Annotated in this window: 18 protein-coding genes; 4 read left to right on the top strand and 14 right to left on the bottom strand. The window is 64.5% G+C overall.

The annotated features are described in order from the left end of the window. The first annotated feature begins 148 nt into the window (after positions 1-148). Positions 149-1,267 carry a glycosyltransferase family 2 protein gene (locus AB3X95_RS03920; protein ID WP_176126238.1) on the top strand — a complete coding sequence of 373 codons (1,119 nt, stop codon included), beginning with the start codon at positions 149-151 and terminating at the stop codon, positions 1,265-1,267. A gap of 154 nt (positions 1,268-1,421) precedes the next feature. After that, positions 1,422-1,643, top strand: a complete 222-nt coding sequence (locus AB3X95_RS03925; protein ID WP_176108377.1) for a hypothetical protein — start codon at positions 1,422-1,424, stop codon at positions 1,641-1,643. Between the two features lie 135 nt (positions 1,644-1,778). On the opposite strand, the gene AB3X95_RS03930 is transcribed toward AB3X95_RS03925, so the two are convergent. From AB3X95_RS03930 to AB3X95_RS03990, 13 genes are all read right to left on the bottom strand, one after another. Then, a complete protein-coding gene (locus AB3X95_RS03930; protein WP_176369378.1) occupies positions 1,779-3,086 on the bottom strand; it encodes an MFS family transporter in 1,308 nt (435 codons plus the stop codon). 287 nt (positions 3,087-3,373) lie between these two features. After that, complete coding sequence (locus tag AB3X95_RS03935; protein ID WP_176126236.1) at positions 3,374-4,897, bottom strand: SpoVR family protein; 1,524 nt, start codon at positions 4,895-4,897, stop codon at positions 3,374-3,376. Positions 4,898-5,134: 237 nt separating this feature from the next. After that, positions 5,135-6,406, bottom strand: coding sequence for a YeaH/YhbH family protein (locus AB3X95_RS03940; protein WP_176126235.1), 1,272 nt, complete (start codon positions 6,404-6,406; stop codon positions 5,135-5,137). Between the two features lie 162 nt (positions 6,407-6,568). Then, positions 6,569-8,491: a PrkA family serine protein kinase gene (locus tag AB3X95_RS03945; protein WP_176126234.1), complete on the bottom strand. Its 1,923-nt coding sequence runs from the start codon at positions 8,489-8,491 to the stop codon at positions 6,569-6,571. Between the two features lie 619 nt (positions 8,492-9,110). Then, positions 9,111-9,872: a 2-keto-4-pentenoate hydratase gene (locus tag AB3X95_RS03950; protein ID WP_176126233.1), complete on the bottom strand. Its 762-nt coding sequence runs from the start codon at positions 9,870-9,872 to the stop codon at positions 9,111-9,113. A gap of 367 nt (positions 9,873-10,239) precedes the next feature. After that, a complete protein-coding gene (locus tag AB3X95_RS03955) occupies positions 10,240-12,024 on the bottom strand; it encodes a methyl-accepting chemotaxis protein (RefSeq protein ID WP_368620724.1) in 1,785 nt (594 codons plus the stop codon). A gap of 360 nt (positions 12,025-12,384) precedes the next feature. Then, entirely contained in the window at positions 12,385-13,314 is a 930-nt protein-coding gene (rbsK, locus tag AB3X95_RS03960; protein ID WP_368620725.1) for a ribokinase, read from the bottom strand. Between the two features lie 48 nt (positions 13,315-13,362). Next, on the bottom strand, positions 13,363-14,406 hold the full coding sequence (locus tag AB3X95_RS03965) for a LacI family DNA-binding transcriptional regulator (protein ID WP_176126230.1): 1,044 nt from the start codon (positions 14,404-14,406) through the stop codon (positions 13,363-13,365). Positions 14,407-14,521: 115 nt separating this feature from the next. Continuing rightward, on the bottom strand, positions 14,522-15,601 hold the full coding sequence (locus AB3X95_RS03970; protein ID WP_368620726.1) for an ABC transporter permease: 1,080 nt from the start codon (positions 15,599-15,601) through the stop codon (positions 14,522-14,524). Next, entirely contained in the window at positions 15,601-17,193 is a 1,593-nt protein-coding gene (locus AB3X95_RS03975; RefSeq protein WP_368620727.1) for a sugar ABC transporter ATP-binding protein, read from the bottom strand. Before AB3X95_RS03975 ends, AB3X95_RS03970 begins: the two co-directional genes overlap by 1 nt. A gap of 356 nt (positions 17,194-17,549) precedes the next feature. Continuing rightward, positions 17,550-18,524, bottom strand: a complete 975-nt coding sequence (locus AB3X95_RS03980) for a sugar ABC transporter substrate-binding protein (RefSeq protein ID WP_176108367.1) — start codon at positions 18,522-18,524, stop codon at positions 17,550-17,552. A gap of 315 nt (positions 18,525-18,839) precedes the next feature. Next, positions 18,840-19,817 carry a magnesium/cobalt transporter CorA gene (corA, locus tag AB3X95_RS03985; protein ID WP_176126227.1) on the bottom strand — a complete coding sequence of 326 codons (978 nt, stop codon included), beginning with the start codon at positions 19,815-19,817 and terminating at the stop codon, positions 18,840-18,842. A gap of 748 nt (positions 19,818-20,565) precedes the next feature. Next, positions 20,566-20,736, bottom strand: coding sequence for a hypothetical protein (locus AB3X95_RS03990; RefSeq protein WP_176126225.1), 171 nt, complete (start codon positions 20,734-20,736; stop codon positions 20,566-20,568). On the opposite strand from AB3X95_RS03990, the gene cydX reads away from it, so the two are divergent. After that, positions 20,723-20,869: a cytochrome bd-I oxidase subunit CydX gene (gene cydX, locus AB3X95_RS03995; protein WP_026228716.1), complete on the top strand. Its 147-nt coding sequence runs from the start codon at positions 20,723-20,725 to the stop codon at positions 20,867-20,869. The genes AB3X95_RS03990 and cydX overlap by 14 nt on opposite strands. Beyond that, positions 20,866-21,447: an AAA family ATPase gene (locus AB3X95_RS04000; RefSeq protein WP_368620728.1), complete on the top strand. Its 582-nt coding sequence runs from the start codon at positions 20,866-20,868 to the stop codon at positions 21,445-21,447. Before cydX ends, AB3X95_RS04000 begins: the two co-directional genes overlap by 4 nt. A gap of 110 nt (positions 21,448-21,557) precedes the next feature. Here AB3X95_RS04000 and AB3X95_RS04005 read toward each other — a convergent pair whose 3' ends face one another. Continuing rightward, positions 21,558-22,655: a saccharopine dehydrogenase family protein gene (locus AB3X95_RS04005; RefSeq protein ID WP_176108363.1), complete on the bottom strand. Its 1,098-nt coding sequence runs from the start codon at positions 22,653-22,655 to the stop codon at positions 21,558-21,560. Positions 22,656-22,853 lie beyond the last annotated feature (198 nt).

Below are 22,853 nucleotides of genomic sequence, written 5' to 3' on the forward strand. Positions count from 1 at the left end.
GTAAGCAAACATTTCTTCCTCATTTTTACCGAATATTTTTTCAGCGCCTTGGACTATTTTGCTGCTAGCAGCGAAGTGTGCGCCCCCGAACCGGCCGCTCCGCTTTGCGCCGGTTCATGCCGCTTCCGATCGTTAAAAGGCGTCATCCATGTCCAACGCGTCAAGTTCTCCCCACGCCAATGCGGCCATCGCCCAGGTGTCCATCTGCGTGCCGACCTGCAATCGTCCGGAGCTGCTCGTCGAGTGCGTCGACTCGTGCCTCGCGCAAAGCTATCCGCATGTGGAAATCGTGATTGGCGACGATTCGACGGACTCCCGCTCACGGCAACTGATCTTGCAGCGTTACCGCGACGAGCCGCGCGTGCGCTACGAGAAGCACGAGCGGCCGCTTGGCCAGGCGCGCAATGTGTCGAGCCTGTTCGAGCGGGCGCGCGGCGACAAGATCCTGTTGATCCACGACGACGATCTGCTGACGAGCGACGCCGTCGGCAAACTCGTGGCGCTCTGGCAGCGCTATCCGGGGCTCGATGCGGCATTCGGCGCCCAGTACGAAGCGGATCATGACGGCGCGATCGACCTCGCCGCGAGCGAGCGCCTGAACGCGGCGTTCCGGCGCACCCAGGCCAATGAGGGGCTGCAGCCGCTCGCGGGCCGCACCGGCCTGATCCAGATGTTTCCGAACAATGGCTGGATGGCCGACGCGCGGCTCGTGAAGCGGATCGGCTACGACGATCGGTACGGCGTCTGCTGCGACTACGTGTTCGGCACCGAGCTATGCCTTGCCGCGCGCGAGGTGTTTTATCTGCACGACTACGTGTCGGTGTATCGGAAGACCGCGACGTCGATCTCGCACAGCACGCGCGGCACCAGCACGGCAGCGCCGTTGAGCGCGTATGGGTTCGTGAAGTCGCTGCGTCTGCCGGCGCGGCTCGAAGCGTCGCGGCGGCAGGCGCTGCGGCGGCTCGTGCCGATCGTCGTGTCGATTCACGCGAGAAACGGCGACGCGCGCGCGGGCTGGCGGATCGCGCGCACGCATCTGTTCGCCTACGACTACGGCTTTAGCGCGCGGCTTTACTACCACCTGCTGATGCTGGCGCGCGCGGCCTGGCGCGCACGTCTGCCGACGGCGAGCGCGGCGGCCGATGCTGCCGCCCGCGGGGCGGCGCCGTCGATGGCGACGGTCGCCGCGCATGAGGCCGCGAGGGTCGAAGAGTTCGTCGACAAGCTGGTCGATGAATTCGTCGGCGACCGCTCGAAGCCGGTGTGAGCAGCGAGAAGCGCGTCGCGAACCGGACGGAGCGCGAGCGCAAGCCGATTTTCTGCTAAGCATTCCCTGCTTAGCAAACGCGTATTCGTTACTTGGTCCCGAGCGCGCCGCTGATTACGATGGGCACGACCCGTCATCGCAGAGGTGCTTCGCCATGTCAGACAATGCGTGTTTCAGACCGCGCGTGATCGAACCGGTCGTCGAAGATCAACCCGAAGGACTCGGCCTCGCGGTCGAGCTATGGTTCGCCCAACCGATCGACGGCATCGCGGGGCGTGCGGTGCAGATTCATCTGCGCAGCGGCGCGAGGATGGAACAGGCCGAGAGCTTGCGCGACCTGCTGCATGCGTGGGGGACACGGATCGTCGTCAGTTGAGCGGAGCGCGCTGCTGCCAGTTCGGGTAGTGGCGCGCGAACGTCGATGCGATGAAAAACGGCGGTCCGGTTGGCCCCGGACCGCCGCTCGAATGCTTCATCGCGGCACGACGTTTCGCCGTGCCCGGCTAGCGGCTCACGGCTCGTGCCGCAGATACCCTTCCGTCGATGGATCACGCATGCGCAGCGACACGATACCCGCGAGTGCGCAGAGCGCCGTTACATACCAGAAGAACATCGTCTCGACGCCGGCCGACTTCAGCCACAGCGCGACATATTCCGCCGAGCCGCCGAAGATCGCATTGGCGACCGCATACGACAGCCCCACGCCGAGCGCACGCACTTGCGGTGGGAACATTTCCGCCTTGATCAGGCCGCTGATCGACGTATAGAAGCTGACGATCGCGAGCGCGACGACGACGAGCGCGAACGCCGCGAGCGGACTCGTCACGTCCTTCAGCGCATGCAGCAGCGGCACCGTGCCGAGCGTCGCGAACAAACCGAAGCACAGCATCGAATTGCGTCGGCCGATCCTGTCGGACAGCGCGCCGAACGCCGGCTGCATCAGCATATAGACGAACAGCGCGGCGGTCATCACCGAGCTCGCGGTCTTCGCGTGCATGCCGGCCGTGTTGACCAGGTATTTCTGCATATACGTGGTGAACGTATAGAAGATCAGCGAGCCGCCGGCCGTGAAGCCGAGCACCGTCATGAACGCGGCCTTGTGCTCCCACAAGCCGCGCAGCGTACCCGCCTCCTTGCGCTGACGGGTCGCGGCGGTGGTGGTTTCGTCGAGCGATTTACGCAGATAGAGCGAGATCAGCGCAGCGATCGCACCGATCGCGAACGGCACGCGCCAGCCCCACGCCTTCAGCTCGTCGGTCGTCAGCATCTGCTGCAGGATCACGAGCACGAGCAGCGCGAACAGTTGCCCGCCGATCAGCGTCACATACTGGAACGACGCGAAGAAGCCGCGCCGGCCCTTCAATGCGACTTCGCTCATATAGGTCGCGCTGGTGCCGTATTCGCCGCCCACCGACAGGCCCTGGAACAGCCGCGCGATCAGCAGCAGCGCCGGCGCGAGCGCGCCGATCTGCGCGTACGTGGGCAGCATCGCGATCACGAGCGAGCCGCCGCACATCATGAAGACCGACACCATCATCGCGGTGCGGCGGCCGCGCTTGTCGGCGAGCCGGCCGAAGAACCAGCCGCCGATCGGGCGCATCAGGAAGCCGGCGGCGAACACCCCGGCCGTGTTGAGCAACTGCGTGGTGGTGTTGCCGCTAGGAAAGAACGACGGCGCGAAATACAGCGCCGTGAACGAATACACGTAGAAGTCGAACCATTCGACAAGATTGCCCGATGAAGCGCCGACGATCGCGAAGATGCGGCGCCGGGTGTCGTCCGCGTGTGCGACGACGGGTTGGTCGGTTAGATCGTTCATGCTGATGTCGGTCCTTTTTTCTCTAAACGAGGATGACGCTCGTAACGCCGCCTTCATGCGCGTCGCGGACAACCGCACACGCGCGCGCGGCGAATTTTACATAAGTGAAAAGTTCAGATGGGGTTTTGTCTGCGGAACTGCAGGAAAGCCCTGGGTACGGGCCCGCGGCGAATTTAGAACTGCAACGAAAACGAAGCCCCCGCCAGCCGCGAGGCTGCGGGGGCTTCGGGTGATCGACGCGGACCGCCCGGGCGGTTACGAACCGGTGCCGCGCTCGGACGGAGACGTCAGATTCTCACGGACGGCGGCACGTACCGGCACTCGTAGCGCTTTCTGACGGTACCGTTTTCGTCGACGCTTTCGAGGTACACATCGAATTGCCACAAGCGCGCCATGTGCTTGAGCACCTCGTCGCTATCCGACGACAGGTGCCGGTTGTCGCTCATGAAATGCCGCAACGTCAGGCTGCGATCGCCACGCGTATTGACGGCCCATACCTGAATGTTCGGCTCGCGGTGATGCATGTCGTACTGCCGCGACAGCGCCTGGCGCACGTACTGGTAGCCGCTGTCGTCGTGAATCGCCGACACCTCCAGCGCGTCGCGCATGTCGTCGTCGAGCACCGAAAACAGGCGCATTTCGCGGATCAGATGCGGCGACAGGTATTGCGCGACGAAGCTCTCGTCCTTGAAGTTGCGCATCGCGTAGTGCATCGAGGGCAGCCAGGGACTGCCTGCCAGATCAGGAAACCACTTGCGGTCTTCGTCGGTCGGCGCTTCGCAGATGCGGCGGATGTCGCTCATCATCGAAAAGCCGAGCGCATACGGATTGATGCCGCTGTAATACGGCTTCGTGACCGGGGGCTGATAGACGACGTTGCTGTGCGAATGGAGGAACTCCATCATGAAGCCGTCTTCCAGCTTGCCCTGGTTGTACATCGTGTTCAGCAGCGTGTAGTGCCAGAACGTCGCCCAGCCTTCGTTCATCACCTGGGTCTGCCGCTGCGGATAGAAATACTGACCGATCTTGCGCACGATGCGGATCACCTCGCGCTCCCACGGCTCGAGCAGCGGCGCGTTTTTCTCCGCGAAATACAGCAGGTTTTCCTGCGGCTCGGGCGGATAGCGCTCCTCGACCTCTTCGGGCAGCGGCGTATGGCGCGTGGGCAGCGTGCGCCACAATTCGTTGACCTGCGACTGCAGATACGCCTCGCGCTCGCGCCGCGCGGCGAACTCTTTCTGCAAAGACAGCTTCTGCGGCCGCTTGTAGCGGTCCACGCCGTAATTCATTAGCGCGTGGCACGAATCGAGCAATTCCTCGACGCGATCGAGCCCATAGCGCTCCTCGCATTCCGCGATGTAGTTCTTCGCGTAGACGAGGTAGTCGATGATCGCGTGCGCGTCCGTCCACAAGCGGAACAGATAGTTGCCCTTGAAGAACGAGTTGTGACCATACGCCGCATGCGCGATCACGAGCGCCTGCATCGTCATCGTGTTCTCTTCCATCAGATACGCGATGCAGGGGTTCGAATTGATGACGATTTCGTACGCGAGCCCCATCTGGCCGCGACGATAGCTTTTTTCGGTAGAAAGAAAGTGTTTGCCGAACGACCAGTGACGGTAGTTCACCGGCATGCCGACGGACGCGTAGGCGTCCATCATTTGTTCAGCGCTGATGAGTTCGAGCTGGATCGGATACACGTCGAGCTCGTATTGCTCCGCAACACGGGCAATATGCGAGTCGTACTCTTCGATCAATTCGAAGGTCCAGTCGGACGGGCACGGCAGAGGCCGTCTATCGGCTACGTTCATACGGACTTCCCTTTGCCCCTCGATGGGCGTTCCGGTGTGTCCCGTGCTGCAGCACTGCGGACTGCTCCGGCGCGAGCGGCTGCCGTGCTAGCCGCTCCTGCCTCGGCATGCCCCGACAGTTGCTGCGGCACGCCTTTGTTGCGCTGCGGCGCAGTCGTACGACGGCTTGCCTCAAGTCGTACGATTCATCGCCGCACGCGTCGTGATCCAGATGCCTGGAGCGCAATCAGCGTTCCATCACGAAGTCGCCGCCTGCTTCTCGAACAGCTCGCGAAACACCGGATAGATATCGGCCGCGGTTTCGACCTTCTTCATCGCCATATGCGGTTGCGATAGCGCCAGTTGCGCGTATTCGAGCCACAGATTCTGCTCTTCGGGCGTCACCTGAATATATGCAAAATACCGCACCTTCTGCAGGATGTCATCCGAGAGTATCTTGCGGCACTTCGGCGAATCGTCGGTCCAATTGTCGCCGTCCGAAGCCTGCGCCCCGTAAATATTCCATTCAGTTGGCGAGTAGCGTTCCTCCATCACCTTGCGCATCAGTTCGAGCGCGCTCGAGACCACCGTGCCACCGCTTTCGGTCGAGTGGAAGAACGTATCTTCGTCGACTTCCTCGGCGCGCGTGTGGTGGCGAATGAACACCACTTCGATGCGCTCGTAGTTACGCTTCAGAAACAGGTACAGCAGGATGAAAAAGCGCTTCGCGAGATCCTTGCGCTGCTCGTCCATCGAGCCGGACACGTCCATCAGGCAGAACATCACTGCCTGACTCGACGGCGTGGGTTGCTTCACGCGATTCACGTAGCGCAGATCGAACGGATCGATGAACGGAATCCGCCAGATGCGTCCTTTCAGATGGTGGATGTCGTCTTCGAGCAGCTTGATCTCTTCGCGGCGATCGGCGGGATCGGCCTTCAGCTCTTCGAGCTGCCGCTCCATTTCGTGCAACTGGTTGACGAGCGGCGCGCCGAGCGCGATGCGCCGGCCGAGCGCGCTGCGCAGCGAGCGCACCACGTCGATGTTGTTCGGCGTGCCCTCCGCGGCCCAGCCCGCGCGGATGCTTTTCCACGTCGGCACGGCCATCAGATGGGTTTTGACGAGACGCGGCAGTTCGAGGTCGTCGAAGAAATACTGCATGAACTCTTCGCGGCTCAGCTCGAACACGAAGTCGTCCTGACCCTCGCCCTCGTTGCTGGCCTGACTGCCTCCGCCGCCACCACCACCGCCTTGCGGGCGCTGGATCTTGTCGCCGCGGATGTAGTCCGAGTTGCCGGGATGCACCATCTCGCGCCGGCCGCCCGGTCCGTGACGGAACGACGGCTCCGCGATGTCCTTGCGCGGAATGGTGATGCTCTGGGTGTTCTGGATATCTTTGATGCTGCGGTCGCGCACCGCTTCCGAAACGGCGCGACGGATATAGTTTTTGACGCGGCGCAAAAAACGCTCGCGATTCGCAATACTCTTGTTCTTGCCTGCCAACCTGCGGTCGATGATTTGATGAAGCACGCCCGGTCTCCCGTCCGTGCAACCGCGTTTGCTCTGCGGCCGCACTAATATTTCCGGTGCGCGAGACGCCCGCCGCGCAGTGCATGCTATGCGGCTTGCGCCTCGCCGGTTGCCCGTACGGTCGAACCGTACGGGCGGCACATCATGAGTATCATGCGCGCATCACGATGACTTGCGCACGCGCAGATACCAGTCGCACAACAAGCGCACCTGTTTCGGCGTATAGCCCTTCGCCACCATGCGATTGACGAAGTCCTCGTGCTTGCGCTGCTCTTCGGCCGAGCCCTTCGCGTTGAACGAGATCACCGGCAACAGTTCTTCCGTATTCGAGAACATCTTCTTTTCGATCACGACGCGCAGCTTCTCGTAGCTGATCCACGCGGGGTTCTTGCCCGCATTCGCAGCCCGCGCGCGCAGCACGAAGTTCACGATCTCGTTGCGGAAGTCCTTCGGGTTGCTGATGCCCGCCGGCTTCTCGATCTTCTCCAGCTCGGCGTTCAACGCGGCACGGTCGAAGCTCTCGCCGGTGTCGTGGTCGCGGAACTCCTGATCCTGGATCCAGAAGTCCGCATACGTGACGTAGCGGTCGAAGATGTTTTGACCATACTCGGAGTACGACTCCAGATACGCGGTCTGAATCTCCTTGCCGATGAACTCCGCATAGCGCGACGCGAGCACGTCCTTGATGAAGGACAGATACTTCTGCTCGGTTTCCGGCGGGAACTGCTCGCGTTCGATCTGCTGTTCGAGCACGTACATCAGATGCACCGGATTGGCCGCGACCTCGGTCGAGTCGAAGTTGAACACGCGCGACAGAATCTTGAACGCGAAGCGGGTCGACACCCCGGTCATGCCTTCGTCGACGCCCGCGAAGTCGCGGTACTCCTGGTACGACTTCGCCTTCGGGTCCGTGTCCTTCAGATTCTCGCCGTCGTAGACCTGCATCTTCGAGAACAGGCTCGAGTTTTCCGGCTCCTGCAAACGCGTGAGCACGGACATCTGCGCCATCATCTTCAGCGTGCCAGGCGCGCAGACCGCGTTGGCCAGCGACGAGTTGCGCAGCAGCTTCTCGTAGATCTTGACCTCTTCGCTATAGCGCAGGCAGTACGGCACCTTGACGACGAAGATCCGGTCGAGCAGCGCTTCGTTGTTGCGGTTGTTGCGAAACGCCTTCCACTCCGACTCGTTCGAGTGAGCGAGGATGATGCCGTCGAACGGGATCGCGCCGAAGCCTTCCGTACCCTTGAAGTTGCCCTCCTGGGTCGCGGTGAGCAGCGGGTGCAACACCTTGATCGGCGCCTTGAACATTTCGACGAACTCGAGCAGGCCCTGATTGGCGAGGCACAGGCCGCCCGAGTAGCTGTACGCGTCGGCGTCGTCCTGCGCGTACTGTTCGAGCTTGCGGATGTCGACCTTGCCGACCAGCGACGAAATGTCCTGATTGTTCTCGTCGCCCGGTTCAGTCTTCGAGATAGCGATCTGACGAAGGATCGACGGATAGCGGCGCACCACGCGGAACTTGCGGATGTCGCCGTTGTACTCGTGCAGGCGCTTGACCGCCCACGGACTCAGGATGCCTCGCAGGTAGCGGCGAGGAATGCCATATTGCTCTTCGAGGATCGGACCGTCTTCCTCGTAGTCGAACAGACCGAGCGGCGATTCATTGACGGGCGAGCCCTTGATCGCATAGAACGGTACGCGCTCCATCAGTTGCTTGAGCCGTTCCGCGATCGACGACTTGCCGCCGCCGACCGGTCCTAACAGATACAGTATCTGCTTCTTTTCTTCGAGCCCCTGGGCCGAATGCCGGAAGTAGGCGACCACCTGCTCGATCACCTCTTCCATTCCGTAGAACTCACGGAATGCGGGGTATACCTTGATGACCTTGTTCGCGAAGATACGCGATAAACGCGGATCGTTGCGAGTGTCGATCTGTTCCGGTTCTCCGATTGCCGTCAACATGCGTTCGCCTGCAGTGGCGTACGCGGCGGGATTGTCTTTGCAGAGCGCGAGATACTCCTCGAGCGAGAGTTCATCCTCCCGTGTTTTCTCGAAGCGGGTCGCGAAACTGCTGTAGATATCCATGCTACCTCCTCGCCGAAGTCTGGAGCGATGTCGTGCGCGGCGCGCTATTCGGAAACGACATCGCTCGAATTCATCCTAAACCCTTTTAAATTTTTTTTCACGGACTACGTTGCGAAAATCGCTCCGTAACCGCGAAGCTACAGTCCTCACTTGGAAACAAAGAATCGACCACCTACAATTTTTCACTCGCGCCGCAACGAATCAAATCATCCGCTGCTCCGCTGTACCGTTACTTTCTTCAGCACCGCATCGCTATTCAGTGCTCCTGCACGACTTCGCCTTACCGCTGCATCGCGCCATGACGTCGCGTTGCTGTTGCACATCCCGTACCTGCACCGTCGACCCTTCACAAAAATGCGGCTGTCTGCGCACGCACACTCCGTCACAAAAAGCAGGCATACCCCTGATCCGTATGACTGGATGACGGCAGCCGCTCGCGCCGCTTTCATAGGTGTATACGGAAAGAAGCGGCAAAGTTGCAACAAATGGATTCGAACAGGTTAACGATTCAAAGACTGCCACCGTTTCGAATTCGCCAAAATAAAAACGGCTGCACGCGGGCAGCCGTTTGGAATGGATGAAGCGTTGTAATTTGCGGTTACAACCGCCGCAGCATCGATCAGGTCAGTTCAATTTCCACTTCACCCAGCCCATCGATATGTCCACGCACGATGCCGGGCTCGTCGATCTTGTGCGCGCCGACGTATGAGCCGGTGGTCAGGGTCCAATCGCGCTCGATCGTGATCCCCATCGCCGCGCAATGGTTGACGAACCAGACGAGCAGCTCGCGCGGATCGCCGGCCGGATTGCCGGTCACTTCCGGTATCAGCGAGCGGCCGTTGAAGCTCAGCTCCAGTTCCGGCGACACGAAGTCGAAGCCGCGCGCGAGGCTCGCATAGACGGCCGGATGGCCAGTGATCAGCGCGCCGTTGTTCTGCGCGTCGGCTAGCTGCGCGAGCGGCGCGACGTTCGGCCACTCGGTGAAGCGGCTGTCGACGATCTCGATGGCCGGCAGCACGGCGCCGAGCTTGGACAGCACCTCGTCGCGCGCATAAGCCTGAGCGCGCGGCTCGATCGTCACGTCGAAGCGAAACGCGATCTCCAGCTCGACCAGCACGCGAAAGAATCCGTCATGCGCAAGCCGCGCCGGCGACGGCACCACCAGCGAGGACGGAATCGGCGCGCCCGACGCGGCGCCGCCCGGGGACTTCGCGCCGATCTTCCACGCGCCGGTCGATTCGCCCAGCCCCGCGATCACCGCCTGCTGGATCGCGTAGGCGGTCGCCGCGTCGGGCGGCAGGCTGTCGGGGGCGGGCGCGTCGATCGGCAGGTGCTGCCGGCGTGCCTCGACGAGGTGTTGCGCAAGATCGTAACGTGTCATGTCGGTTCTTTGTGGCTGGCGCATGGCAGGTTCGCAGGACGTAGCAATGAGTGGGAACCACCTGTTGAAGGTGCGGGCAGCCGCGCGCCGCGCACGCGGATCGGGGCCGTGCCCGTCAATGTACCGGATCGCGACACGCGCCGGTGAAAGCCACGCCGTGCGCAAACGTTATTTCTTGCGCGAGCCGAAAAAAAGCCGCACCTGGGGCCCCAGGCGCGGCTTTTCGCGAAGCTATCGCCGTTCGTACGACGCGGATGCCGGACAGCCAGCGAGCGGACGGGAACGGATGTTGCGACGAACGGCGCGTGTTCAATCACCTGACGCGCGACAGCGCCGCCGCCCATGTACACGTGAACCCCGAGCCCGCTCAGAAGGTCTCCCAATCCTGATCACCGCCGGCCGTCGCCGCGGACCTGGCCGGCGCGCGGGTGGGCGCGGGCGCGGCGCCAGCCCGCGGCGCGACAGCGGCCACCGTCGCTGGCTTCGCCGGCATCGCCGCCTGCGCCGCAGCCGGCGTGTGCTTGCGTGCGCGCGCGGCGACCGGGCTCGTGGACACCGGGCGCTTCGGCGCCGCAAGCGCGGACGCCCCGTCGTGACCGCCACGGCCGCTGTCGTCGAGCTGGAACACCGCGACCACGTTCCGCAACCGGGCCGCCTGCTCCTCGAGCGACGACGCCGCGGCGGCCGCTTCCTCGACGAGCGCAGCGTTCTGCTGCGTAACCTCGTCCATCTGCGTGACCGCGCGCGCGACCTGGTCGATGCCGCCGCTCTGCTCTTCGGACGCCGACGCGATCTCGCCCATGATGTCGGTCACGCGCTGCACCGCGCCGATGATTTCGCTCATCGTGCGGCCGGCCTCGTCGACCAGCGCCGAGCCCGACTGCACGCGCTCGACCGACGTATCGATCAGCTCCTTGATCTCCTTGGCCGCCGCCGACGAACGCTGCGCGAGGCTGCGCACCTCGCCCGCGACGACCGCGAAGCCGCGCCCTTCCTCGCCGGCGCGCGCCGCCTCGACGGCTGCGTTCAGCGCGAGGATGTTGGTCTGGAAGGCGATGCCCTCGATGATCGAGATGATGTCGGCGATCTTCGCCGAGCTCTGGTTGATGTCACCCATCGTGCCGACCACCTGGCCGACCACCGCGCTGCCCTTATTGGCGATCTCCGACGCGCTGGCGGCAAGCGCGCTCGCCTGGCGCGCGTTATCGGCGTTCTGGCGTACGGTGCCGGTCAGCTGCTCCATGCTCGACGCGGTTTCCTGCAGCGCGGACGCCTGCTCTTCAGTGCGCGACGACAGATCGACGTTGCCCGCCGCGATCTGCCGCGTCGCGGTCGCGATCGACTCGCTGCCGCCGCGCACGCTGCGCACCGTTTCGGTGAGGCTGTGCTGCATTCTGGCGATTCCTTCGAGCAGTTGCCCCATTTCGTCGCGCGAAGTCACGACCACCGGACGACGCAGATCGCCGGCCGCGATCGCCTCGAAGTGGCCGAGCGCTTCGTCGAGCGGACGCGCGATCGCGCGGCTCAGCGTCAGATACGACAGCGCCGCCGCCAGCACGCCGAGCACCAACGCGCCGATGCTGACCATGCGGAACACGTGGAAACTGTTCTGCGCGGAGTCGAAGCCCTGCTTCGCCGAATCGAACTGGTATTTGCGCAGTGCGTCGTCGGCTGTGACGAGATCGTTGAAGACGGCCTGCAGATTCTTCGCGTGCTCGACCAGCTTGCTCTGATCGTTCGCCTCGATTGCCGTCGCGAACGCTTCGAGCTGCTGATGCAGCGTGTTGCGCTTCGCGGCGACGTCCTGCGCGAGCCGGTCTTCGTCCGCGTCGCGCGGCAGATCGAGATATTTTTTCCACCACATGTCCGACGTGCTGCCGAGCATGCGCGCGCGCTCGATCGTGGATGCCGCTTCCGGCGTGCCGACGAGGAACGCGGCGCGGTCGAGCGCGAGTCGCTCGCGCGCCGCGTAGATTTCCGCGTTGCCGATGTTCACGGCGCTCGGCATCGCATCGGTGAAAGTGGCTTCATAGGCGTCGTTCGAACGGCCCATGCCGAACAGACCGAAAACGCCGATCGCAACCAGCAACGCGGCGAGGAACGCCATCGTGAGTCCAATTCGCGCCTTGATCGTGATGCCTTTATTCAACATGCTTGGTCCTGTGTGCTGTACTCGATGAGAGGCTGCTGCTTGCGCAGCGTGGGGGCGGCGTGAGTTTGGGTCCGGCGCTGTTTTTGAGTCATTGCTCTAATCACCGTTTACGGCAGCGCGTTCATAGACTTGAAGCATTTAAAAGGTATGAACAAAGACGATGTAAGACGTTGAAAGCGAGTTGACGGCAGACGTGTGGCTTCGCGTCGCGTTGGGGCAACGCGACGGTATTCGTCAAAACGCGACTTTTGACGTTTGAGCGGCGGGGATTGGGCGGATTGCGAGCCGTACGGAGTCGCCGAAGCGATCGCAGCACAGCGCCGTCAGGCGGCTCGCGGGGGCGCTAATGCCGCGATGGCATCAGCCCGACGCGTCGACTTGGGCGCGCGTCGGAATCGACGGCTGTGCGCCCGCGCGCGTCACCGAAAGCGCGGCGGCGCGTTGCGCGAAGCGGATCGCCGCTTCGACGCTCGCACCCTGGGCGAGCTGCGCCGCGAAGCCGCCGATGAAGGTGTCGCCGGCCGCGGTCGTATCGACCGCCTCGACGCGCGGCGCGTCGTACAGCGTCGCGGCCGCGCCTTCGAGCGCCGCGTGCACGCCGCGCGCGCCGAGCGTGACCAGCACGTTGCGAGCGCCGGCCGCGCGCAATGCGGCGGCGGCTCGCGCGGCGTCCGCGGGCGAGTCGACGGCGACACCGCTCAGCGCGGCGGCTTCAAGTTCGTTTGGAATCAGGTAATCGATCAGCGGCAGCCAGGCGGCCGGCAATGGGCCGGTAGCGGGCGCCGGGTTAAGGATCACGATCTTGCCGAGGTGCCGCGCCGCGGCCAGCGCCGCATGCACCGATTCGGGCGGGGTTTCGAGCTGGCAGATCACGACATCGGCGGCGGCGAGCGCCGCTTCGTGTCGCGCGATGCTGGCCGGCGTGAGCTCGCCGTTGCTGCCCGCGACGATTACGATCGTGTTCTGGCTCGCATCGTCGACGACGATCAGCGCCACGCCGCTCGGTTCGCTACCGGTTTCGAGCGCCGCACAGTCGATGTGCTCCGCTTCGAGGCCCGCGCGCAGTTGCGCGCCGTTCGCATCGGTACCGACGCAGCCGAGCATCGACACCTGCGCGCCGAGCCGCGCGGCGGCGACCGCCTGGTTGCCGCCCTTGCCGCCCGCGACCTGCGCGAAGCCGCGGCCGGCCAGCGTTTCGCCCGGCTGCGGCAGGCGCGGCGAGCGCACCACGAGGTCCATGTTCAGACTACCGACCACCGTGACGCGTGAACGCGTTGGGTTGCTTGCCACTCGTGTGCCCTCCATTGCGCGACGTGCCGCGTTGGTATCGCGGGCGCGTCAGGCCGCCAGATTCCGCCGTGCGTCTCCCGCCCATGTCGCGGTGGACTCGCGCACGATCAGCCGCGGCGACACCACCCGCCGGCGCGCCGGACTGCGCGCGGTGCTGTTCGGCGCCGCCTCGGCGATCCGGTCGATCAGCGTCTGCGCGGCCGTGTCGCCAAGCGCGCGCACCGACTGCCCGACCGTCGACAGCGACGGGAACGTGAAGCGGCCCAGCTCGATATCGTCGAAACCGATGATCGAGCAATCGCGCGGCACGCTGATATTGCGCTCCGCCGCCGCGCGCAACGCGCCGATGCCCATCATGTCGTTGACCGCGAAAATCGCCGACGGCCTGACCGTGTCGAAGAGCTGCGCGGCCGCGCGGTGGCCGCCCGTCCCCGAAAAATCGCTTTCGACGATCGCATCGGCGGCAATCTCGATGCCGCGCTCGGCCATCGCGCGAATGAAGCCGTGCACGCGCATCGCGCCGACCGCGGTCTCCACCGGCCCCGTGATGCAGCCGATCCGCACATGCCCGAGCTCGAGCAGATGACGGGTGGCGAGGTAAGCGCCCTTCTCGTGATCGATCTGCACGAGGTCCGCGTTGACCCCCTCGATGTTGCGGTCCACCACGACGAGCGGCTCGCGCGAGTCGGCGAGCGTCTGCGCGAGCACGGCGTCGTCACCGGCCGACGCGACGATCAGCCCGTCGATCCGCTTTTCCTGCAACACGCGCAGATAGTTGCGCTGCTTCGCGGGGTCATCGTCGGAGTTGCAGAAGAACACGCAGTAGCCGTTGCGCGCGCAGCCGTCCTCGATGCCGCGCGCGAGCTCTGCGAAATACGGGTTGGTGCTGTTCGGCACCACCAGTCCGATCGTCGCGGTCGCGCGCGCCTTCAGCGAGCGCGCCACCGCCGACGGCACATAGTGCAGTTGACGAATCGCGTGCTCGACTTTCGCGCGCACATCGGCCGACACCGGCCGCGAGTTGTTCACGACGTGCGATACCGTCGTGAATGACACGCCCGCCACGGCCGCTACATCCTTGATCGTCGCCATAACCTGTTGCTCTCCTACTGCCTGTTGTTCCCGCCGGATGCGCCGCCTGGCGACCCGCGGACGTCTTCATCGAAGACACGCCACACTGATTCATCGCTGCGCCGCGGCGCACCCCTCAGCCGCGTTTGCGGTGGCTGCGGTAGGTATCGAGCACCACCGCCACCACGATCACGGCGCCGGTGATCATGCGCTTGGTCGGCTCGTTCGCGCCGATCTGCGCGAGGCCCGCCGCCAGCACCGAAATGATCAGCACGCCAAAGAACGTGCTGATCACAGACCCACGCCCGCCCATCAGACTCGTGCCGCCGATCACGACCGCCGCGATCACCTGCAGCTCGAGGCCGACGCCCGCATTCGGATCGGCCGCCTCGAGCCGCGAGATCTGAAACAGCGCCGCGAGTCCCGACAGCGCGCCCATCAGCGCGAATACGATCACCTTGTACGGCCGCGGATTGACGCCCGCGAGCCGCACCGCTTCCTCGTTGGTGCCGATGCCGACCAGATAGCGCCCGAACACCGTGCGCGTCAGCACCAGCTGCGCGATCACCATCACCGCGACCGCGACCAGAAAGGCCGGCGAGATGCCGAGCGCGATCGGGTTCGACAGAAAATCGAATGCGTCGCCGATATACGCGGTGCGCGAATTGGTCATCTGGTACGCCATGCCGCGCGCCGCCTCGAGCACCCCGAGCGACACGATGAACGACGGAATCCGCCAGCCCACCGTCACCGCGCCGGTCACGGTGCCGGTCAGCGCCGCGACCGCGACACCGAGCAGCGCCCCCGCGGCCGGCCCCCAGCCCCACTTCAACGTCACCACGCTGACCACCGACGCCCCGAGCGCGAGCACCGAGCCGACCGACAGATCGATCCCAGCGATGATCAGCACGAAGGTCATGCCGACCGACATCACGACGAGATCCGGAATCTGGTTCGCGATCGTGCTGAACGTGTCGTAGGTCAGAAAGTGCGAACTCAGCAGCGAGAACAGCACGATCATCGCGAGCAGCGCGCCGGCGAGGCCCAGGTAGTTCGAAAAGCCGAGCCGCGTGCCGGCCGGCTTGCCGCTCGCGAGCGGCGCCGACGGATCGGCCGGCGGTGTCACGACGGGTGCGTCCGGCGCGCCGGCTGGCTTTTCGTTCTGCTTGCCGCCCTGCTTGACACCCGCCGCCTCGCGCCACGGTTGATCGGTCATCACAGACTCCCTGCTTCGTTGACGCCGTGCGTGTGCAGCAGCGCCTCGCGGCCGCGGTAGCCGGCGAACGCGGCCGCGAGCAGCGCATCCTGGCTCCAGCTCGCGCGCTCGAACACTCCGGTCATGCTGCCCGCCGACATCACGCCGATCCGGTCGCAGATCAGCATCAGCTCGCGCAGATCGCTCGACACCACGACCAGCGCGCGGCCGTCGCGCGCGAGCGCGCCCATCAGGCCGTAGATATCGAACTTCGCGCCGACGTCGATGCCGCGCGTCGGTTCGTCGAACAACAGCACGCGGCAGTCGCGCGCGAGCCAGCGGCCGATCACGACCTTCTGCTGATTGCCGCCCGAGAGCTCGCCGACGATCTGCGCGGGCCCCGAGCTGCGAATCCGCATCGCGGCGATCTGCTTGTTCGCCAGCTCGTTCTCGCGCTTCGCGTCGACAACGCCATGCCGCGCGACGCTGCCGAGATTGCCGAGCGACAGGTTGGCCGCGATCGGCTGCGGCAGCAGCAGGCCTTCGCCTTTGCGGTCCTCGGTGATGAGCGCGATGCCCGCGCGCACCGCGTCCGCCGGCGAGTCGATCTGCACCGGCGCGGGCGGCGCGCCCGGCGTCGCGGCGAGCGAGACGCTGCCGCCGTCCTTGCGGTCGGCGCCGTAGATGAGCCGCATCAGCTCGGTGCGGCCCGCGCCGATCAGCCCGCTGACGCCGAAAATTTCGCCCGCGCGCACCTCGAACGACACGTCGCGCACGACCTTGCCGCGCGCGAGCCGCTCCACTTTCAACAGCGGCGCGCCGAGGTTGCGCGCGCCGAGATCGATATGCTCGCCGAGCTCGCGGCCGACCATCCACGTGACGATCTGCTCGCTCGTCAGGTTCGCCATCGCGTCCACATGCACGAGGCGGCCGTCGCGCAGCACCGCGACCCGTTCGGCCACCCGCGCCAGCTCTTCGAGCCGATGCGAGATATAGACGAGCCCGACGCCGCGCGCCTTCAACCGCCCGATCTGCTCGAACAGCAGATCGACCTCGCGCGCGGTCAGCATCGCGGTCGGCTCGTCGAGGATCAGCACGCGGCAGTCGCCGATCAGGTTGCGGGCGATCTCGACCATCTGCTGATGACCGATACCGAGTTCGCCGACCAGCGTGTCCGGGTCGATCGCGTCGAGCCCGACCTGCGCCATCGCCTCGCGCGCGTTCTCCCGCAGCCTGCCGCGATCGATCCAGCCGAAGCTGAACGCGCCCGCGCGCGGCAGCCGGTTCAGGAACAGGTTCTCGGCGACCGACAAGGTCGGCAGCAGATTCAACTCCTGCATCACCATGCGCACGCCGAGCGCCTCGGCCTCGGTGCGGCTCGCGGGCGCGTACGGCGCGCCGGCGAGCTGCATCGTGCCCGCGCTCGGCTCGACCAGCCCGCCGACGATCTTCGACAGCGTGCTCTTGCCCGCGCCGTTCTCGCCGGTCAATGCCAATACCTCGCCTGCTCGCAGCGACAACGATACGTCGGCGAGCACCGGTTCGGCATAGGTCTTGCCGATGCCGCTGACGGTCAGCACGACAGGCAAGGCGTCGTGGTCGGTCGAATCCATCGCGCTCCTGATTGCATGGCGCCTCTGGCGCCTTCGTGACACCCTTGCGGTGGTCCGCTGCGCTTGCCGCACAGCACATCGCTCCTGGCTGCCACGAGTCATGCCGGCCCACTGCGCGGAATGCGCAGGCGCTCACGGCCGCGCTTCTCTCACCGCGCGAGCCGCCGTCATGACGCTTATCTCTGGAAATAACGGCGGCCGGGCGGAATTCTTGAGCGTTCGTTGAATAAAAGCGGATCGGCGGGTTGCCGCACTGCCGCTGAAGCGTGCGATGCGCGCTTCGCGGCGGCATTGGCGGTTTCCCGCGAGCCTGTCCGGCCGCGCCCGGCTCGCGCTCGACGCCGGGCGCGCCGCGCTTACTTCAGCGTGTCCTTCGTCACCAGCACGACCGGCGTTTCGACGACGCCCGACAACTCCGACTGCTTCCTGTTTTCGCTCAACGCCTTCAGCGCGGTATCGATGCCGAACACGGCCTGCTTCGCCGCGAACTGGTCGGCGGTCGCGAGCACGCGGCCGTCCTTCAGCATCGGATGGATCGCGTTGATGTTGTCGTAGCCGACCACCTGCACCTTGCCCTGCTTGCCGGCCGCGCGCACGGCCGACACCGCGCCGATCGCCATGTTGTCGTTGCCGGCGAGCAGCGCCTTCAGGTTCGGATATTCATTGAGCATCGCCGATGCGACCGCATTGCCCTTGTCGATTTCCCACTCGCCCGACTGCACCGACACGATCTTCGCGCCGACCGCCTGCATCGCGTCCTTGAAGCCCGCGGTACGCTGCTGCGCGTTGGTGGTGGTCGATACGCCTTCGAGGATGCCGACCTCGTCGCCAGCCTTCAACCGCTTCGCGAGGTAGTCGCCGACGAGCCGCGCGCCCTTGCGGTTGTCGGGGCCGACGAACGGCACGTTCAGGTCTTTCGACTTCAGCACGTCCTGATCGAGCCGGTTGTCGATGTTGACGACGATGATGCCCGCGTCGACGGCCTTCTTGACGACCGGTACGAGCGCCTTCGAATCGGCCGGCGCGAGCACGATCGCGTCGACCTTCGACACGATCATCTGCTCGACGATGCGGATCTGGTTGGCGGTGTCGGTTTCGTCCTTGATGCCGTTGGTGATCAGGTCGAACTTGGCGGGGTTCTGCTTCTGATAGTCCTTCGCGCCGGTCTCCATGGTCAGGAAGAACTCGTTGGCGAGCGACTTCATCACCAGCGCGACCTTGGGTTTATGAGCCGGGGCGTTCTGCGCGTGGGCGACGGAAAAAGGCAGGACGGCGGAGGCGGTGGCGAGAACTGCGGCGGCAAGAATGCGACGACGGGTTCGATGGCTCATGCGTATCTCCAAGTTTGTCAGGCTCGCGGGCGAGCCGTATTTTTTGTGATGCGCAAACGTTTGCGAGGCCTATTCTCAGCGCAAGCTTTTCGGAATGTCAACGATTCGCGGTGTTGCAACGCACCGGCGCGCAGCATGTGCGGCGCCGCGATGCGCTCGATCAATCCGGGCAGCGTGTGGCAAGGTCCCCTCGCTCAGTCCGTGCAGTCGAGAACGCCGATGCGTCGCGTGCGGCGCGACACACCGGCCGCTTATGCTGGCCTGGTATTGCGCGCGCTGCAAGCGAAACCGCGAGGATCTTGAAAGGCGTGCCGGCTACAGCCAACCGGCCTTGCGAAAGCGCCGGTACAGCACGAAGTCGATCGCCAGCATCACGATCAGCACGACTGGATAGCCGAACTTGAAATGCAACTCGGGAATGCGCTCGAAGTTCATCCCGTAGATACCGGCGATCATCGTCGGCACCGCGAACAGCGCCGCGAACGAGCCGAGCCGCTTGGTGATTTCGCTCTCTGCGAGCGATATCATGCCGAGGTTCACCTGCACCGCCGTGACGACGATTTCGCGGCGCCCCTCGATGGTTCTGACGATCCGGTCGAGATGGTCGTAGACATCGCGGAAGTACGCCTGCATGCCGGAGCAGATGCTCGGAATGCGGCCGCCGGTCAGTTTGCTCACCGCTTCGCGCAGCGGCTGGATGTGGTGCTGCAGGGTCACGAGCCGGCGCTTCATCGTGTACAGGTCCTGCACGATCGCGCGCGAGGCGGCCGAATCGTTCTTCTCGAAGATGCGGTCCTCGAGCGCTTCGAGCTCGGTGCTCATCGCCTCGACGATCGGGAAATAACGGTCGACCACGTCGTCGATCAGCGCATACAGCACGAACGCCGAGCCTTCCTTCAACAGATGCGGCTCGTGCTCGCAGCGCGTTCGCACGCTCTGAAAACCGGCGCGCGTGCCGCGCCGCACCGACAGCACATAGTTGCTGCCGACGAATACGGCGACTTCGCCGATCACGAACTCGCCGTTCTCGTCCATCTCGACCGTGTGCATCACGGTGAACAGCGAATCGCCGTACTCCTCGATCTTCGGGCGCTGATGGCCGTGTTGCGCATCTTCGATCGCGAGTTCGTGCAGATCGAACTCCTCTTTCATGACCGCGAGTTCGTCGGGGCTCGGGTCTTTCAGTGCGACCCAGACGAAGCACTCGGGCCGCGCGACGTAGTCGCTGATGGCGTCGATATCGATGTCGGCGAGCTTACGGCCGTCCTGATAGGCGGCGCAATTGATCAACATGTTCGGATTACCCTCGAAACGAAAACAGACCGGGCCACCCTCTCGCGTAAGCGTTGCGTAAGACGGGCGACCGGTCTCGCGTGAACGGACAAGCACACCTTTCAGCAGGCTTGGATCAGCCGCCATGTTAAGGCGCGCTGCGTAAGGCGCGCGTTTCGAATTGTTAATGCGCGGCCGCATTGCTACTGCGGCTACTGCGGCTACCGCGACCCGCTGCAGGCCGATGCGGTGATCGTCGTTGAACGTGACCGACGCGCGGTTCGTGTAGCGCGGGTCGGCCGTCACGACGAAGTTCAGCTCGACGACCGGATCGAACTGCGTCGATACGCCGATCCGATGAATGCCGGGCGGCAGATAGAACACCACGTGCTCGCCGTTCATCAGGTCGGTCACGCGCTCGCCGTCGATATAGACGAGCGCATCGCGGAACCGCACGATCACGTCGCGCGAACGCTCGCGCCGCACGTCCACCGCGACGAGCCCGGGGCCCGGCTGCGTATAGCCCTGTCTGACGATGCGCTCGGCCGGCACCGATTTGAACGGCACCGGCTCGGCCGGCGTCGACGCGCAGCTGGCTAGCGTGAGCACGCTCAGCACGCTGAGCGCGACGCATGCGGCCAACGCGGCGCGGCGTGCGGCCCGGCCGCGGCGAGACAGGCGCATCGGCATACTGGTTCTCCCGTGTGCTCTCGATGGTGGGCCGAGTTCGTGACTACGCGGTGCGGGTCTTACGCATGACTGTCCCGCATCATAGCAACGCGCGGAACTCGGGCGCCGCGCCCTCTTGCATGGCGCGGCGTTCTTCTTCATGATCGTTGAAGGCGGCCGCGCTCACGGCTGGCCGTCGTGGGTAACTGGCAAGCCTGTCGATTGGCGTCGCCGGACGCACGATCAAGGAGACTGCGATGTGGTATTTCACCTGGATTCTCGGCGTGGGTGTGGCGCTCGGCTTCGGCATCATCAACGTGATGTGGCTCGAGACCAACGGCAAGTTCGCGCGCGACCCGCGCCCCGATGCGGCCGCCGCGCCGCGTGAGGACAAGCCTGCGTGACTTCTCTGGTTTTCTTTTGCGGTCATGCGGGCACGGGCAAGACGACGCTGGCGAAAAAACTGTTCGGCCCGCTGATGAAAGCGAGCGGCACCCCCTTCTGCCTGCTCGACAAGGACACACTGTACGGCGGCTATAGCGCGGCCGCGATGGCGATGGTGACCGGCGATCCGAACGATCGCGACAGCCCTCTTTTCCTGCAGCATCTGCGCGACCCCGAATATCGCGGCCTCATCGATACCGCGCGCGACAATCTCGAACTCGGCATCAGCGCATTGGTCGTCGGCCCGCTGTCGCGCGAGGTGCGCGAGCGGCGACTGTTCGATCATGCGTGGCTCGGCGTCGCGCCGGACGTGAGATTGCGTGTCGTGTGGGTGCGGACCTCGGAGGACGTGGCGCAGCAGCGGATCGTCGCGCGCGCGAATCCCAACGATGCGTACAAGCTCGCGCACTGGGACGATTACCGGCGGCGGCGCTTCGAGCCGAGCGGCGCGAACCGCGAGGGTCTGCTGATGTTCGACAATACCGCGCCCAGTTCGGCGGACTATCAAGCGCTCGTTGCGCAAATCGTGGCTGGGTGACGGCCACGCGAGTGCGGTGCAGCGCATCCGCGCTGATCGGCTGAAAAACGAAAAATCCCCGTACGTCAGTGACGTACGGGGATTTTCATTTGACGCGAGCGATTCGAACCTCAAACCGTCGCCATCGCCTCCAGCGACTGCCCTTCGTACAGCTTGCCGAAGCGGTTCGCGAGGAAATCGCCAAGCGACACCTGCTCCTGCCGCACGAAGCCCTTTTGCGGCAGCTTGCGCTCGCGGAACAGATCGAGCACCGCGCACATCGCGCCGGCGGTGGTGATCTGGATCGCGCTCATCGGCACGCCGCAGACGGTCTTCGCGAAGATCTTGCGCGTGAAGACCTCTTGCACGAGCTGACCGTCGCGCATGCCGCTCACGGTGATGAACACCAGCACGACGTCCTGCGCGGTCGAGGGCACCGAGCGGCGCATGATGGTCTTCAACGTATCGCGGTCGCTCGACAGACGCAGGTCTTCCAGCAGGAACTGCATCAGGTTGCGATGCCCCGGATAGCGCACCGACTTGTAGTCGAGCGATTCGACGCGGCCTGCCAGCGTCTCGCACAGCGTGCCGAGGCCCCCCGACGTATTGAACGCTTCGTACTCGGTGCCGTCGAGCGAGAAATGTTCGAGGCCTTCGAGCGGCTGCACCCATTGCGTGCGACCGTCGCGGATCGCCTCGCACGGCTGGCAGTACTCGTTGATCAGGCCGTCGACACTCCACGTCAGGTTGTATTTCAGCGCATTGGTCGGAAACTCGGGCAGCGCACCGACGCGCATCTTCACGTCGCGGATTTCCGTGAAGCGATTCGCAAGCTCGTGCGCGGCAATGCCGATGAAGCCCGGCGCGAGACCGCACTGCGGCATGAACGCGTGATCGGCATCGTCGGCGATCGCGCGGATCGCGTGCGTCGCGCGCACGTCCTCGGTCAGGTCGAAGTAATGGACGCCCGCGCCCTTCGCGGCCGATGCGACGTTCACCGCAAGGTAGTACGGCAGCGCGTTGATCAGCACGTCGAAGCCCTGGATCGCGGCGCGCAGCACGGCGGCGTCGGCGGAATCGATGCGGCGGGTCGGAATGCCCTGGGCGGCGAGCTTGTCGAGTGCGTGCTGATCGCGGTCGAACGCGACGACTTCGTAGTCGCCCGTCTCGCGCAGCATATGAGCAATGGTGTGACCGATCAGACCTGCGCCAACGATAGCTACTTTCATCTGCTTCTCCTTGTTATCCATGTGCTGTCTCTGAGCTTGGGAAGTGCGCCGCGTATTGCGCGCGGCGCCTGCGGGCCGAACCCTTGAATGACAGTGTAGGAAGAAGCAAAAACAGTTCATACGCGCAAAATGCTGCGGTATGACCATCAGGTTCGACGTTCCGACGAACTTCTCAAACGATTCGTCGAAAACGCGTAA

It is taken from the genome of Paraburkholderia sp. BR13444 (assembly GCF_040948755.1).
GTDB lineage: Bacteria > Pseudomonadota > Gammaproteobacteria > Burkholderiales > Burkholderiaceae > Paraburkholderia > Paraburkholderia youngii.

What these genes read in the sequence shown, in the direction of transcription:
- AB3X95_RS03920 (WP_176126238.1), top strand. Translation starts at nt 149, where the DNA reads ATGTCCAACGCGTCAAGTTCTCCCCACGCCAATGCGGCCATCGCCCAG.
- AB3X95_RS03925 (WP_176108377.1), top strand. Translation starts at nt 1,422, where the DNA reads ATGTCAGACAATGCGTGTTTCAGACCGCGCGTGATCGAACCGGTCGTC.
- AB3X95_RS03930 (WP_176369378.1), bottom strand. Translation starts at nt 3,086, where the DNA reads ATGAACGATCTAACCGACCAACCCGTCGTCGCACACGCGGACGACACC.
- AB3X95_RS03935 (WP_176126236.1), bottom strand. Translation starts at nt 4,897, where the DNA reads ATGAACGTAGCCGATAGACGGCCTCTGCCGTGCCCGTCCGACTGGACC.
- AB3X95_RS03945 (WP_176126234.1), bottom strand. Translation starts at nt 8,491, where the DNA reads ATGGATATCTACAGCAGTTTCGCGACCCGCTTCGAGAAAACACGGGAG.
- AB3X95_RS03950 (WP_176126233.1), bottom strand. Translation starts at nt 9,872, where the DNA reads ATGACACGTTACGATCTTGCGCAACACCTCGTCGAGGCACGCCGGCAG.
- AB3X95_RS03955 (WP_368620724.1), bottom strand. Translation starts at nt 12,024, where the DNA reads ATGTTGAATAAAGGCATCACGATCAAGGCGCGAATTGGACTCACGATG.
- AB3X95_RS03965 (WP_176126230.1), bottom strand. Translation starts at nt 14,406, where the DNA reads ATGGCGACGATCAAGGATGTAGCGGCCGTGGCGGGCGTGTCATTCACG.
- AB3X95_RS03970 (WP_368620726.1), bottom strand. Translation starts at nt 15,601, where the DNA reads ATGACCGATCAACCGTGGCGCGAGGCGGCGGGTGTCAAGCAGGGCGGC.
- AB3X95_RS03975 (WP_368620727.1), bottom strand. Translation starts at nt 17,193, where the DNA reads ATGGATTCGACCGACCACGACGCCTTGCCTGTCGTGCTGACCGTCAGC.
- AB3X95_RS03980 (WP_176108367.1), bottom strand. Translation starts at nt 18,524, where the DNA reads ATGAGCCATCGAACCCGTCGTCGCATTCTTGCCGCCGCAGTTCTCGCC.
- corA (WP_176126227.1), bottom strand. Translation starts at nt 19,817, where the DNA reads ATGTTGATCAATTGCGCCGCCTATCAGGACGGCCGTAAGCTCGCCGAC.
- cydX (WP_026228716.1), top strand. Translation starts at nt 20,723, where the DNA reads ATGTGGTATTTCACCTGGATTCTCGGCGTGGGTGTGGCGCTCGGCTTC.
- AB3X95_RS04005 (WP_176108363.1), bottom strand. Translation starts at nt 22,655, where the DNA reads ATGAAAGTAGCTATCGTTGGCGCAGGTCTGATCGGTCACACCATTGCT.